Here is a 13,932-nt window from a genome sequence, read left to right on the forward strand (position 1 = left end):
CAACAAACCGCTCGCCGCTAATGCTCCCCGTGGCCGGTGCGGTCGAAGTGCTGGTGCCGCCCGTCAACCGGGTTGTGGGCGGAGTCGTCCAGTAGTGGTGCTCCGCTCTCGTCTTCGATGATCTCAATCCCGTAAGCCCTGGCCAGATGCTCCGAGGTCAGGACTTCTCCCGGAGCGCCTTCTGCAACGACCCCACCCGACAAGAGGAGCACATGATCGGCTTTGGCCGCCTCGCTCAAATCATGAGTTGTGGCGACGACGGTCCGGCCCCGACGGCGCTCCTCGAAGATCGCCTCAATAATGAGATTTCTCGACACGAGGTCGAGGGCGTTCAGCGGCTCATCGAGCAACAGCAGGTCGGCGAGCTGCGCCAGTCCCTGGGCAACGAACACTCGCTGGCGTTCCCCACCAGACAACTCACCAAGGTGCCGGCTGGAGAGGCGTGCGACGTCCAGTCGCTCAAGGGCTTCATCGACGATTTCCCGATCGGGCCTGCGGATGAACCCAAACACACCCCGGTCGACGTACCGGCTCATCGTGACGACCTCGCGCACGGTCACGGGCAGACGGTCGTTGACCTTCGTGGCCTGCAGTACATATGAGGTTCGCGTCCTGGCACTGAGCGGATCGGTGTCGAGCACTTCCAGGACGCCGTCCGCGAGAGTAACGAGTCCGGCGATGGCATTGAGCAGTGTCGACTTACCTGATCCGTTTGGTCCAATCACGGCCGTCACTGCTCCGGCCGGAATCGACACATCGGATGAGCGAAACGCCACCCGATCACCATAAATCAGCGTGACATCGGAGCCGCGCACGGCTACTGGCATTGACTGCATAGCCCCTCCAGATCAAGGCGGTGCCCTGAGACCCGGAAACCAGCAGATGCGCCCGCCTCGTCGGCGAACCGGCGGATGGTCGTTTCTGTCTCCTGGGCGAAGTCGATATCGCGGGTCGTACCGCACTGGGTGCAGGTGATGTGATGGTGGTGCCCGGTGAGCCATTCTGCCAACTCGTACCTGGCATTCCCGGCACCGTCGTGGAAGCGCTCTAGGGCTCCGTTCGTGGACAGCACGCTGAGCGTCCGATAGAGAGACGAGACGGGAACTGCGGAACCAAGGAGGATGTTGATCTCGTCGGCGGTGTGCGGTCCGCCTTCTCGGCTGAGCTTCTCGAGGACCAGCCGGCGAGCCCGCGTTGTCCGTACCCCGGAGCGTCGGAGGTGCTCTTCTGCAAGATCCGCAATCGGTCGTCGTTGCGCGCTCATGGAGGAAATGGTAGCGTAGAATGATTATGAGAACAACTCTCATTCTCAGAATGACCGGCGCCGTCCTTGCGCTTGCTTTGGCCTCCTCAGCGTGTGCCTCTGATGCCTCCGATGGCTCTTCTTTCACCGTCGTCGTTACCACATCGATTCTGGGAGATATCGTCACGAACGCGACCGAACTTGGAGCGAACGTCGAGGTGATCATGCCGGTCGGGGCGGATCCGCACGAGTTCGAACCGTCCGCTCGCCAGGTGGCGTCGATTCGCTCGGCCGACCTTGTGATTGCCAACGGCCTTGGGCTCGAGGAGGGGCTGGAGGACGTTTTGGCTTCCGCGGCAGAGGACGGTGGGCTGGTGCTGGAAGTCGGACCGGCAATCAACCCGTTGACCCTTGGCTCGTCCGGCGATCTCGATCCCCACGTGTGGCTCGATCCCACCAGAATGGCCGCGGCCGTCGACGTGGTGGTCGGGGCGCTCCGCGGTCTGGACCCCTCCGTCGATTGGGCTCAGATCGCCGCCCCCTACCGGCAGGAACTGCTAGATCTCGATGTGTGGATTGATGCTCGCCTCGCAGCAATACCTCAGGAGGATCGAGTTCTCGTCACCGGCCACCAGGCCTTCGGGTATTTTGCCGATCGATACGACTTCGAGATCATCGCCACGATTCTTCCCGGAGCGACGACGATGGTCGAGCCGAGCGCGGCGGGTTTCGCCGACATCGTGACGATCCTTGAGGCGTCGGATACACCGGCCGTGTTTACGGACCTGGGTGAAAACCAGGCTCTGGCAGATCAGTTGAGCGTCCAGGTTGACCGGCCCGTCCTCGTCGTCCCCCTATACACAGGTGCACTCGGCGAGCAGGGATCGGGTGCCGGGACATATCTAGAGATGATGCGCTGGGATGTTGAAGCGATCGCGAGGGCATTCGAATGATTGGGTGGTTCACCGATCCGTTCTCCAACGAGTTTATGGTCCAGGCACTGCTGGCCGGGATTCTGGCCGTTGTCACCACGTCGCTGATCGGGACCTGGGTCGTACTGCGCGGGCTGAGTTTCATGGGCGACGCCATGGCACACGGGGTCTTGCCGGGTATCGCACTGGCATTCATCTGGGACTTCAATCTCACCATCGGTGCTGTGCTGAGCGCCCTGGTCATGATCGCCGGCATCGAGTATGTGCATCGCCGCGCCCGCCTCAGTGAGGACACCGCCATCGGACTGCTCTTCGTCGGCATGCTGGCCCTCGGTGTCATCATCATGTCCAGGGCCCCCTCGTTCGCCGGAAGTCTCACCGGATTCCTGTTCGGCAACATCCTGGCGGTTGGGCGGGCGGAACTCGTCATCCAGGCCCTGGCTGCCTGCGCCACCGCGCTCGCCGTCCTCGTCTTCTACCGCCCGTTCCTAGTGTTGTCGTTCAACGAAGACAAGGCCGAAGTGCTGGGCATGCGGCCCCGGGTGGCCCATTCCGTGATGCTGGCGTTGCTCACTCTCGCCATCGTGACGTCGTTCCGGGTGGTCGGCAACCTGCTCGTATTCGGGTTGCTGGTCGCCCCGGCGGCTACCGCGTCGCTGCTCGTACGCAGAGTCCCGACGATGATGGTCACCGCCGTTGCGATTGGAGTTGCATCGGTCACCGGTGGGCTCCTGCTCACCTGGTACGCCGATACCGCGGCAGGAGCGAGCATCGCTGGAGCATCCGTTGGTCTGTTCTTCCTCGTTCTCGTCGTGCGCCAGCTGGTGTCCGCCATCCGCCGCGCCTGATCGGGGATGTGTGGGAGATGGCGGTTGCGTCTAGGATTCGGCGTCGCCGACCATTGAGACCGAGGATGCACTCCCGAACCGTTCGCCTATTTCTTTCGATTGTCCTCGGCACCGTCTTCGTTGTGGCGGTGGCCGGTATGCGCGTTGGTCTGGCCTACTGGTCGATCGAGCGAGACGAGTTCGATCCCGGCGCGGCGCGCGATCGGCTCGGTGCCATGACGGAGGCCGACACGGCCCAGGCCCAGCAGGATCTGGCGGTCCTCGAATCGCAGCTGAGCGAGGACGATGAGCCGGTCGCATTGCCAGATGCCGGCGTGGAATCGAGCAATGGGTTCGTACTCGAACCGGTCGAAGATGACCCCAGGTTTCCCTTCATGCGCAGCCCTGCGCTGCCGGATGAGCTGTTCACATCGTTCTTGCTGGCGGGCGTCGATCTGAGTGGTCAACTGGCCGATGTCATCATTCTGGTGTTGTTGCCGTCGGACGGGTCGCCGCCGATTCTGGCCAGCCTTCCCCGCGACCTTTATCTGCCGAGCCTGTGCACGGACAGCTACTCGCGAATCAATGCCGCCCTGGGGGGATGCCGGGGGGTTGCCACCGGGCCCGAGCTTCTCTCGCTCACCGTGGAGGATTTCACCGGCATCGCGGTGGATCACTTCGTACAGGTGAACTTCTCCGGGTTCCGGCAAGTGATCGATGCCCTCGGGGGTATCGAAGTCTGTGTTGAAAACCCGACCCGCGACTTCAAAGCGGAGCTCTACCTCAACGCCGGCTGCACGCAGGCCGATGGAACACAGGCGCTGGCCTGGGTCCGGTCCCGCCGAACCCAGCAGTTGATCGATGGCTCATGGCAGTCGATCGGGGCTAGTGATTTCACCCGGCAGGACCATCAGCAAGCGGTGCTCATCCAACTGCTCGGCAAGCTGAGCGGGTACAAGTCGCTGTCTGCGGTCGGTGAGATCGCCAATCAACTGGCCGACTTCGTTCGGCTCGACAAGCGGTTCTCGATCGGAGACGCCGTTTCGCTGGCGTGGAGGTACAGGAACATCGATCCTGAGTCGCTCAGCCGCGTCTCCATCATCTACGACAACTACCGAACGCCGGCCGGGGCGGCAGTGCTGCTTCCCACCAGCTCATTCACCGACGCCCTGGCGGATGTGTATCCGCCCATTGCCGGCTAGGGCTCAGAACCCCGACTTCTGCCCGGTCCACGGTTGTGGAGCGGCGGCGGCGAACTCCTCCACCGAAGGTCCGGCCAACCGGGTGAGGAGGCGACGTCCCCAGATGTATGTCGCCACGAGCAAGACGAGCAGCGCAGGCCACCCGGCCACCACTCGAAACGTCGTGGCCGTGCCCGTGTTCTCGAGCGTGAGCCACTGTCCGACCGACCGCGTTGCGAAGAAGGCGGCCCACATCCACGAAACCGTTGTATAAGCCGGCCGGACCTGTGGATGCCAGTACCAGTCGATCGGCCAGTCTCTCGCCAGCCAGCTGGTCCAGGCAACGAAGGGGCGCCGGGCGATGATGCTGATGACGATCAGTACGGCGGTAGCTGCGCCCGAGATGATCGACGGTAGGAAGAAACCGTCTGGGCCCTTCCAGATAGACGCGAGAGACGCGATGAGGACCCCGACGAAGCCTGCCAGCGCGAACTTGACGGAGCGCCCTCGCAGCAGGCGGGCCAGGACGATGAGAATTGATGTTGTGAGGGCGGCGAGCGCCGCCATCCGAACACCCGTCAGCGCGTTCACGACTCCGAAGATGATGGGAGGAACGATGCCGTCGAGGATGGAAGCCCGTCCGAACACGACGGTGCGCAACTCGCTGGTGAGCTCGGATGGCATTCACTGAGCATACGGGCGTCGGACGTCTACCGGTAGAGTCGAGGGGGTCATGGTGCGCATCGGAATCGACCTCGGTGGAACGAAGATCGAAGCAATCGCGCTGGGCAGCACCGGTGAGGAGTTGGTACGTCGTAGAAGGTGGTCGCCCCGGTCGGACTACAGAGCGATCGTCGCAGCCATCGCCGACCTCGTTGACGAAGTCGAACATGAAGTCGGCGCTGAGGGAACAGTCGGCGTTGGCCATCCCGGCACCATTTCGCCTGCCTCTGGTTTGATTAAGAACTCCAACTCGACGGTGCTGCTCGGCAAGGCTCTGGACCAGGATCTGCAAGATGCGCTGGGTCGGCCTGTTCGCCTTGCCAACGATGCAGACTGCTTCGCTCTCTCTGAGGCTACCGATGGAGCAGGGTCGGGCCGGGCGTCCGTCTTTGGAGCGATCCTCGGCACCGGAGTCGGAGGAGGGGTGGTGATCAACGGGCACCTGCTGCATGGCCCCAACGCCATCGCAGGCGAATGGGGTCATAATCCGCTTCCTCCCAGTGAGGCTGATCCCGTCGAGCCGATCGACTGCTACTGCGGCAGGTCCGGCTGCATCGAGAAGTACTTATCCGGGCCGGGACTGGCGGCCGACCACGCTCGAGCAACTGGAGCCGAATTGGTACCGGAGGCAATAGTGGAGGCTGCCGGCCTCGGTGACTCGGGAGCTGTGGCCACGATGCACCGGTATGTCGAGCGCCTCGCCGCCGGTCTGGCTGTGGTCATCAATGTGCTGGACCCCGACGTCGTGGTGCTCGGCGGCGGCCTTTCCAACGTGGACATGCTCTACGAACGTGTCGCCGAGCGATGGAGGAGCTACGTCTTCAGCGACGTCGTCGACACCGAGCTGCTGCGGAACCAGCACGGCGATTCCAGCGGCGTTCGAGGTGCCGCCTGGCTCTGGGACCGAAACGTTCTGGATTCCGGGCAGTAGGCCTCTTGCGGCTCTGCGCCAGAACCAAACCGCAGAGCTCTGATTCCCGATCTACTTCTCGCGGCCCGCCACGATGTAGAAGATGAGCCCGAGGAGTGGAGCGAAGGCAACCACGAGGATCCAGAGGACCTTCGTTCCAGAGGACTTCTTCGTGGAACCGACGATGTCGACGACGGCCCAGATGATCACAAGGAGGTGAATGAGGCCGAAGAAGCCGGTGAACGTGTTGGGGCGCAGTGCCTTGGGGACCGCGCTGCACGCCGCCAACGTCAAAGAGGTGGCGGCCAGCGTGAGAGCATGTCTGTATTTCTTCACAGGGCCGAGGCTAGTCGCAGCCCCCGTCCGTCCGTCGGTCGGTGGCACGGGCACCCAATCGCCACTCGCTATGAGCCGCCGGCTTCGAGCGGTTGGCCGGCCAGATCCAATGCCTCGAGACGCTCGAAAACGACGCTTGCATTGCGCAGGAACCGGTCGGTTGAGAAGCAGACGGCCAGAGCAGCATCTGTCAGTGGCACCTCGGGATCGGCGGCGAGGGTTTCCTCGAGTTCGGCTCCTTCGTCCCAGCTCCGCATGGCGCTGCGCTGCACGATTCTGTAGGCGTCGTCTCGTGTCATCCCTGTTTCGATGAGGGCGAGCAGAACTGCCTGACTGAAAACAAGGCCATGTGTTCCACCCAGATTGACCAGCATCCGGTCGGTATCAACCACGAGATTGGCGATGAGATCTGTGAACTTGGCCAGCATGTAGTCGAGGGCCAGGCAAGCGTCGGCGAGTATGACCCGCTCGGCCGAGGAATGGCTGATGTCGCGTTCGTGCCACAACGCCACATTTTCGAGGCCTACTTGCGCATATCCACGCAGGAGCCTGGCCATGCCGGTCATCCGTTCGGATAGGATCGGGTTGCGCTTGTGCGGCATGGCAGAGGAGCCCTTCTGGCCCCTTCCAAACGACTCGCGTGCTTCGGCGACCTCGCTTCGCTGGAGGTGCCGGATCTCTGTTGCGAAGCGCTCGATCGAGGCGCCGGTCAGCGCGATTGTCTGGAGGAACTCGGCGTGCCGGTCGCGGTGAGTGATCTGTGAAGAGGCCGGTTCCACCCGCAATCCGAGCCGGTTACACACGGACTTCTCGACTGCCGGAGGTGTATGCGCATATGTACCGACCGCCCCGCTTATCTTGCCGACCGCTATTGCCGATCGGGCGCGCAACATCCGTTCATGGTCCCGCGCCAGCTCGAAGGCCCAGGTGGCGAGTTTCAGGCCGAACGTGGTCGGCTCCGCCCAGATCCCGTGGGTCCGCCCGAGCATGACCGTATGGCGATGCTCTGTCGCCAGAGCTTTGGTGACGTCAAAGAGCCCCCCAATTCGTTTGACCAGGAGGTCGGCTGCCTCGACCATCCTTGCCCCGTTGGCGGTATCGAGCACATCGGACGATGTGAGCCCGTAGTGAATCCACTCGCCGCCGGTGGATACCGACTCGGCAAGGATGTCGACGAAGGCTGCGACGTCGTGGTTCGTTATCTTCTCGCGCTCCGTCACCGCCGCCGAATCCACCGGTGGGGCTGCCCGAAGGGCTCTCGCCGCGGCCGCCGGTGCCACTCCAAGCTCTACCCACGCCTCGACGACCAGCGTCTCGACCTCCTGCCAGATCTCGAACTTGTGATCTTCCGACCAGATGACGGACATCTCTGGTAGCGAGTATCGAGGAATCATGGCCACATGATCCCATACGAGCGCGAGTCGCGACTCGGGACTCGCGAGTCGCGACTCGCGACTCGCGAATAGAGTGCGGCCTACTCGGGACAGGGGCCGGCTTGATGATCGTCGTCAACACCGAAACGAATCCAGGTGATGAGATCACCGGGTTGGCGTTGTGAGGTCTCTCAGCATGGCACAGGCCCGGCGGGTCGCCCTCGCCGCGCAAGGGTTCGGAGGACGGCGCCCGCTCGACCGGGTTGACGTTCGGCATGTTCGTCGCTTCTTTGCCGATGTGGGTGTGCTGCAGATCGACTCGGTCAATGTGGCCGTCAGGGCGCACTACATGCCGATGTTCTCCCGATTCGGCCCATACGGTCACCCTCTGATCGATGAGGGCGCCTATGGGCGGCGCGAGCTATTCGAGTACTGGGGGCACGAAGCATCGTTTCTACCGAGTGTCCACTATCCCCTGCTGCGACACCGGATGGAGGCAATCCGGCCGTGGCACCGGGTGCGTGCCTTGAAGGAGGAACACCCGGAATACCTGGACCAGGTTTACCAGGAGGTGCTCGAGTACGGTCCGATCACGGTCTCTGATCTCGAAGACCCCGGGAAGCGGACCGGTCCGTGGTGGGGCTACGGCAAGGGAAAGATCGCTCTCGAGTTCCTCTTCGCCACGGGCAAGTTGGCGATTGCCGAGCGGCGCAACTTCACCCGCTACTACGACTTACCCGAACGTGTTCTTCCGGCGGAGATCCTGGCGCTGGAGTCGCCGGGTACGGAGGAGGCGCAACGGCAACTGCTCTTGATGGCCGCCGCCTCGACCGGGATTGCGACTGCAGCAGACCTGGCCGACTACTACCGCATTCGCATGCCGGCTGCCCGCCCTCGTATCGCAGAGCTGGCAGAATCGGGGGCCTTGGAAGAAGTTACGGTCGAAGGGTGGGACAAGCCCGCCTACAAGGTGCCGGGTACGCCGGTGCCGCGGGCCATCGACGCCGCCGCCTTGATCAGTCCGTTCGATTCGCTCATCTGGTTCAGGGAGCGCACAGAACGGCTCTTTGGCTTCCATTACCGGATCGAGATCTATGTGCCAGAGCCGCAACGCATATTCGGCTACTACGTCTATCCCTTCCTGCTAGGAGACGAACTGGTAGGTCGCGTTGACTTGAAGGCCGATCGGACGGCCGGGAAATTGCTGGTTCGCGGATCGTTCGCCGAGGATGGTCGAGATCATGACCGCATTGCCTCGGCCCTTGCCGAAGAACTTCACCTCATGGCCGGTTGGCTGGACCTCGACGATGTTGTCGTGGAGAGAAGGGGCGACCTGGCGACGGAGCTTGTCAAGCGAGTGTGAGCCACACGTAGTCAATAACCCGGGCGAATCAAGCGGAGCTCTAGCCGCGCAACGTCGCTCGTCTCAGGTCTTCCCGGTACTCCTTCAGCTTGGCGTCCAGCCGTGGATTGCCGAGCGCCAGGATGGCGATGGCCAGCAACGCCGCGTTGGTAGCGCCATCGATCGCCACCGTGGCAACCGGGATTCCCGTTGGCATCTGCACCGTGGCGAGGAGTGCGTCCATGCCGTCGAGGGAGGCAGAGAGCGGGACCCCTATCACCGGCAGCGTCGTCTTGGCGGCCATCACGCCGGCCAGGTGGGCAGCTTTGCCGGCTCCGGCGATGATCACGGAATAGGTGTTGGAGGCATTCGAGGCGAATTCGATGGCGTCGTCCGGTGTTTTGTGAGCAGATAGCACCCGCATGTCCCATCCGACGTCGAACTGGTCGAGTGTGGTGCCTGCCTTTTCCATGATGGGCCGGTCCTTGCCCGACCCCATCACGATTGCCACGCGACTCATGATCGTCTCACCTCTCCCCGCTTGACGGATTCATCTCGTGCCAGTCCTAAATGCCCGGTACTCATTTGGCGCTTGCGATGTCCCGGCGGAACTGCCGGCCGGCCCACGTGACCTTGGCGGCTGCCGCATATGCCCGTTGGCGGGCGGTCTCGGTGTTCGGCCCGGTTCCGACGATATTCAGCACCCGGCCGCCAGCGGTGATTATCCGACCGTCGTCGATCGCCGTGCCCGCGTGGAAAACGAGCACACCTTCGTCTGCGGCCGCGGCGTTGATGCCCGAGATTGGATCGCCCTTTCGTGGCGCCTCCGGGTAGCCGTCGGCGGCCAGAACAACGTTGACTGCTGCTCCCTCGAACCAGGTGACCGTTCGGATGCTCAAGCTCCCATCGAGCGAAGCAAGGAGCAACTCCATCAGATCGTCCTCCATCAGGGGCAGCACGACCTGCGTCTCAGGATCGCCGAGCCGGCAGTTGAACTCGAGCACCTTGGGTCCGTCGGCAGTCAGAACGAGTCCTGCGTAGATGAAACCCACGTACGGATTTCCGTCGGCGGCCATGGTCTGGAGGACCGGGTCGATGACCTGCGTCATCGTATGCTCGACGATCCCGTCTGGAAGCCCATCGACGGGCGAGTAGCAGCCCATGCCGCCGGTATTGGGACCGGCATCTCCATCTGCGAGGCGCTTGTAATCCCGGGCCGGTACCAATGGCAGAGCGTTGGTCCCATCGCAGATGGCGAAGACACTCAACTCGGGGCCGTCGAGGAACTCCTCGATGACAACCGTGTGACCCGCCGCCCCGAAATCCCCGTTGAGGCAGCGGTCCACCCAGGCGCCGGCCGCACTCCGGTCTTCCGTTACGAGCACGCCCTTGCCCGCCGCCAGACCATCTGCTTTCACGACGAAGGGACCGGGCATCCCGGCCAGGTAGGTGAGGGCTGAGTCGCGTTCGGAGAAAGCCTGCCAGGCGGCGGTTGCAACGCCGGCGCGATCCATGATCGCTTTGGCGAACTGTTTCGAACCCTCCAAGCGGGCGGCCGCCTTCGACGGGCCGAAGGCCGCAATCCCTCTTCCGGCCAGGGCATCGACCAACCCGGCTGCCAGCGGATCTTCCGGGCCGACTACCACGAGGTCGACCTGCTGTGCCTCTGCCATGTGGGCTACTGCACCAACGTCGGTGGCGTCGATTCCCTCGACGGTGCTGCCGAGGCCGGCCAGCCCCGGATTGCCGGGCAGCGAAATCAGCTCATGAACGAGCGGGCTTTGCGTGATCTTCCAACCGAGTGCGTGTTCCCGGCCCCCACCTCCGACGAGCAGGACCTTCACGTCTTCTCCACCAACTGCTGGCGTTCAGGGCCCACTGAAATCCACCGGATCGGAACTCCGATGTTCGATTCAATGAACTCGATGTAGTTGCGGGCCTCCTGCGGCAACTCGTGGTAGTGGCGGACCCCGGTGATGTCGGTGCCCCAGCCCGCAAACTCCTGATAGACGGGGACGCAGTCGTAGAGGACCCGCTGCTGGCGCGGGAACTCGTCATGCCGCTCTCCTGCGGAGGTGTAGGCCAAGCCCACCTTGAGGGTGTCGAAGTGGGAGAGCACGTCGAGTTTGGTGAGGAACAAATCGGTAAGGCCGTTGATTCGAACCGCATAGCGGAGGGCGACGAGGTCCAGCCACCCGCATCGGCGGCGGCGGCCGGTGACCGTTCCAAACTCGCCGCCGATCTCCACCATTCGATCGCCGACCTCATCTTCGAGCTCGGTGGGGAACGGGCCCGTTCCAACGCGGGATATATAGGCTTTGGCAATCCCGACTACTCGATGGACGTCCTTTGGTCCGATGCCAACGCCCGTCAGCACACCCCCGGCCGTTGGGCTGGACGATGTGACGAACGGGTACGTTCCGTGATCGATGTCGAGCAACGTCCCCTGGGCCCCCTCGAAGATGACTTCCTTGCCGTCCCGGATCGCTTCCCACAGCAGCAGGGAGGTGTCACTGACGAGCGGCAGGAGCCGCTCGGCGTAGGCGAGGTACTCGTCGGCGATGGGACCCGGATCCATCGGGAGCTGGTTGTAGATCCTGGTCAAGATCTTGTTCTTCTCTTCGAGGGCTACCTCGAGCTTCTTGCGGAAGATCTTCGGGTCGAACAGATCCTGGACCCGGATGCCGTGGCGGGCGTACTTGTCCGTGTAGGCGGGTCCGATGCCTTTCTTGGTGGTGCCGATCTGGCTTCGCCCGAGGTAGCGTTCCATCATCGCATCGAGCTTGCGGTGATAGGGCATGATCAGATGAGCGTTCGACGAGATCCTGAGGCGGCTCGTATCGATCCCCTTGTCGGCGAGCATGTCGATCTCGGCTAGAAGCACTTTCGGGTCGATGACCATGCCGGAGGCGATCACGGGAATCACCTGGGGGTACAGGACTCCGCTGGGGATGAGCGAGAGAGCCAGCCGCTGATCTCCGACGATGATCGTATGACCGGCGTTGTTGCCACCCTGGTACCGAACGACGTAGTCCGCCGTCTCCGAGAAGTAGTCGGTTGCCCGACCCTTTCCCTCGTCTCCCCACTGAACTCCTAGAACTGCCGTGGCGGGCATGGATCCTCCTCGCGAGCCGCCATGCGACATCGTAGCCCCGGTGTGTCGGTGGGCAGACGCGTGGAGGGGTCGTACACTGAGTCGCCGGAGGAACGATGCCAAGGATTCGTGCGGGCAATATCGAACAGCACAAGGAACTGACCCGCGGTCAGATCCTCGAGGCTGCACAGGAGCTATTCAGTGAGCACGGTTACCGGGAAACTGCGCTCGGCGACATTGCTGCTTCCGTGGGCATCGGGCGCACGACGCTCTATGAGTATTTCAAAGACAAGGAGGACTTGCTGGCATCGCTTGTGGACGAAACTCTCCCGCAGGTGTTCCGTGAAATGGCCGAACAGGTCGACGCCTCCGCCTCTTTTCTCGATCAGCTGGCCGGTCTGGCCGTTAGTTTGACGGAGTGGGTCGTGACGGACCCGACGCTGGGTCTCCTGCTGCATCGAGAGGTACCCCGCCTGTCCGACGAGACGCAGCAGCGGATCCTCTCCGCGCATGCCGACCTCTCGAAGGAATATGCCAGGATCTACCGAGGAGGGGTGATGGGTGGCGAGATGCGAGCCCTTCCATGGGATCTCGCCGGGCGTTTCGTCCAGGACCTCGTGATGTCGGCATCGAAAGTACTCCTTGACTCGGAGGATCCTAAGAAGCGCATGCGCGAAGTGTGTGATGCGATGGTCGACTTCCTCAAGAACGGTATCGGAGCCTGAGCGTGCGAACGCTGTTTCGTGGAGGGCACCTTTTCGACGGTGAGTCGCTCGGCCTTGCGGACGTTGTTGTCGAAGGCGATCGGATCGTCGATGTGGGACCCGGCCTCGATGCGGATTCCTCCGTCGATTGCGCCGGCAAGACGATCCTGCCCGGCTTGTTCGACACGCACGTTCACCTCGTCCTCTCACACATCAACGTCTGGCAGATTCTCCAGACACCTTTCTCCTATCGCTACTACGAAGCGATGCACAACATGGCGGCGACCGTTCGGGCCGGGATCACGACGGTTCGTGACGCCGGCGGCGCCGACCTGGGCATGAAGGAGGCAGTCGAGAACGGTCTCATCGTCGGACCGCGTATGCACATCGCCTTGTCGATGCTCAGCCAGACGGGTGGCCACGGCGACGGATGGCTACCGTCCGGCGCCAGCGCCGATTTTCTGCCGTCCTACCCTGGTATGCCGTCGACGATCGTCGATGGAGCCGAGGAGATGCGCAAGAAAGTGCGCGAACTCGTGCGAGCAGGGGCAGACGTCATCAAGGTGGCGACGTCCGGGGGAGTGCTGTCACCGCGCGACGAGCCGACCCATGCACATTTCAGTCTCGAAGAACTCGAGATGCTGGTCGCCGAGGCGTCGGCGGCCGGCCTCTGGGTGATGGCCCACGCCCAGGCGACGGACGGCATCAAGAACGCTATCCGGGCCGGGATCCGCTCGATCGATCATGGGATCTATCTCGATGATGAAGCGATCGGGATGATGCTCGAACGCGGCACGTTCCTGGTTCCGACTCTTGTCGCTCCGCGAGGTGTTACCAAGGCTGTCGAGGCCGGCGCTCAGATTCCGGAGGCGTCGATCCGCAAGGCTGAGGAGGTGGTCGAAGCGCACCGAGATTCATTCAGGCGGGCCGTGCAGGCCGGTGTGAAGATCGCAATGGGAACCGACAGCGGCGTCACACCGCACGGCGACAACCTCGAAGAGCTGACGCTGATGGTAGAAGGCGGGATGACGCCGCTCGCGGCGCTCACGGCCACGACCAGGACCGCCGCCGAACTCATGGGGATGGCCGACCAGTTGGGGACGGTCGAAGCCGGCAAGGTCGCCGATCTAGTAGTGGTCGGCGGCGATCCGTTCGAGTTCGACACCCTCGGACGACGAGTCGAGCAGGTCTGGATGGCCGGATCCCAGGTGATCTGACCCTTCTGGCGTCAAAAAGCGCGCAATTGTGGCGGGTTCCTGACGCCAGA

15 protein-coding genes are annotated in these 13,932 nt (G+C 63.0%); 7 read left to right on the forward strand and 8 right to left on the reverse strand.

Translation table 11 applies throughout. The features are described from left to right. Positions 1–17: 17 nt before the first annotated feature. The gene (locus P1T08_01565; protein ID MDF1594773.1) at positions 18–836 is read right to left on the reverse strand and encodes a metal ABC transporter ATP-binding protein; all 819 of its coding nucleotides are present in this window, start codon (positions 834–836) and stop codon (positions 18–20) included. Further along, positions 818–1,264 carry a Fur family transcriptional regulator gene (locus tag P1T08_01570; GenBank protein ID MDF1594774.1) on the reverse strand — a complete coding sequence of 149 codons (447 nt, stop codon included), beginning with the start codon at positions 1,262–1,264 and terminating at the stop codon, positions 818–820. The genes P1T08_01565 and P1T08_01570 overlap by 19 nt, the downstream gene beginning before the upstream one ends. A 26-nt stretch (positions 1,265–1,290) precedes the next feature. Here P1T08_01570 and P1T08_01575 point away from each other — a divergent pair, with 26 nt between their 5' ends. From P1T08_01575 to P1T08_01585, 3 genes are all read left to right on the forward strand, one after another. Beyond that, positions 1,291–2,196: a metal ABC transporter substrate-binding protein gene (locus tag P1T08_01575; GenBank protein MDF1594775.1), complete on the forward strand. Its 906-nt coding sequence runs from the start codon at positions 1,291–1,293 to the stop codon at positions 2,194–2,196. After that, positions 2,193–3,023 (forward strand): zinc ABC transporter permease AztB, encoded by an 831-nt coding sequence (gene aztB / locus P1T08_01580; GenBank protein ID MDF1594776.1) that lies wholly within the window; start codon positions 2,193–2,195, stop codon positions 3,021–3,023. The genes P1T08_01575 and aztB overlap by 4 nt, the downstream gene beginning before the upstream one ends. Before the next feature lie 65 nt (positions 3,024–3,088). Continuing rightward, positions 3,089–4,204 carry an LCP family protein gene (locus P1T08_01585; protein MDF1594777.1) on the forward strand — a complete coding sequence of 372 codons (1,116 nt, stop codon included), beginning with the start codon at positions 3,089–3,091 and terminating at the stop codon, positions 4,202–4,204. Between the two features lie 3 nt (positions 4,205–4,207). On the opposite strand, the gene P1T08_01590 is transcribed toward P1T08_01585, so the two are convergent. Further along, the gene (locus tag P1T08_01590; GenBank protein MDF1594778.1) at positions 4,208–4,867 is read right to left on the reverse strand and encodes a DUF3159 domain-containing protein; all 660 of its coding nucleotides are present in this window, start codon (positions 4,865–4,867) and stop codon (positions 4,208–4,210) included. A 49-nt stretch (positions 4,868–4,916) separates the two neighbouring features. On the opposite strand from P1T08_01590, the gene P1T08_01595 reads away from it, so the two are divergent. Next, positions 4,917–5,837 carry an ROK family protein gene (locus P1T08_01595; protein ID MDF1594779.1) on the forward strand — a complete coding sequence of 307 codons (921 nt, stop codon included), beginning with the start codon at positions 4,917–4,919 and terminating at the stop codon, positions 5,835–5,837. 51 nt (positions 5,838–5,888) lie between these two features. Here the strand turns inward: P1T08_01595 and P1T08_01600 are convergent, their stop codons facing one another. Continuing rightward, on the reverse strand, positions 5,889–6,152 hold the full coding sequence (locus P1T08_01600; GenBank protein MDF1594780.1) for a PLD nuclease N-terminal domain-containing protein: 264 nt from the start codon (positions 6,150–6,152) through the stop codon (positions 5,889–5,891). Positions 6,153–6,220: 68 nt separating this feature from the next. Further along, complete coding sequence (purB, locus tag P1T08_01605) at positions 6,221–7,546, reverse strand: adenylosuccinate lyase (protein ID MDF1594781.1); 1,326 nt, start codon at positions 7,544–7,546, stop codon at positions 6,221–6,223. A 175-nt stretch (positions 7,547–7,721) separates the two neighbouring features. Here purB and P1T08_01610 point away from each other — a divergent pair, with 175 nt between their 5' ends. Then, a complete protein-coding gene (locus tag P1T08_01610) occupies positions 7,722–8,888 on the forward strand; it encodes a crosslink repair DNA glycosylase YcaQ family protein (protein MDF1594782.1) in 1,167 nt (388 codons plus the stop codon). A gap of 40 nt (positions 8,889–8,928) precedes the next feature. Here the strand turns inward: P1T08_01610 and purE are convergent, their stop codons facing one another. From purE to P1T08_01625, 3 genes are all read right to left on the reverse strand, one after another. Next, complete coding sequence (purE, locus tag P1T08_01615; protein MDF1594783.1) at positions 8,929–9,387, reverse strand: 5-(carboxyamino)imidazole ribonucleotide mutase; 459 nt, start codon at positions 9,385–9,387, stop codon at positions 8,929–8,931. A 61-nt stretch (positions 9,388–9,448) separates the two neighbouring features. Continuing rightward, positions 9,449–10,711 carry a phosphoribosylamine--glycine ligase gene (gene purD, locus P1T08_01620; protein MDF1594784.1) on the reverse strand — a complete coding sequence of 421 codons (1,263 nt, stop codon included), beginning with the start codon at positions 10,709–10,711 and terminating at the stop codon, positions 9,449–9,451. Continuing rightward, positions 10,708–11,982 (reverse strand): adenylosuccinate synthase, encoded by a 1,275-nt coding sequence (locus P1T08_01625; GenBank protein MDF1594785.1) that lies wholly within the window; start codon positions 11,980–11,982, stop codon positions 10,708–10,710. Before P1T08_01625 ends, purD begins: the two co-directional genes overlap by 4 nt. A gap of 95 nt (positions 11,983–12,077) precedes the next feature. Here P1T08_01625 and P1T08_01630 point away from each other — a divergent pair, with 95 nt between their 5' ends. Further along, on the forward strand, positions 12,078–12,686 hold the full coding sequence (locus P1T08_01630) for a TetR/AcrR family transcriptional regulator (GenBank protein ID MDF1594786.1): 609 nt from the start codon (positions 12,078–12,080) through the stop codon (positions 12,684–12,686). Continuing rightward, positions 12,683–13,882 (forward strand): amidohydrolase family protein, encoded by a 1,200-nt coding sequence (locus tag P1T08_01635; GenBank protein ID MDF1594787.1) that lies wholly within the window; start codon positions 12,683–12,685, stop codon positions 13,880–13,882. Before P1T08_01630 ends, P1T08_01635 begins: the two co-directional genes overlap by 4 nt. Positions 13,883–13,932: the final 50 nt, after the last annotated feature.

The organism is Acidimicrobiia bacterium, assembly GCA_029210695.1.
GTDB lineage: Bacteria > Actinomycetota > Acidimicrobiia > Spongiisociales > JAHEDJ01 > JAHEDJ01.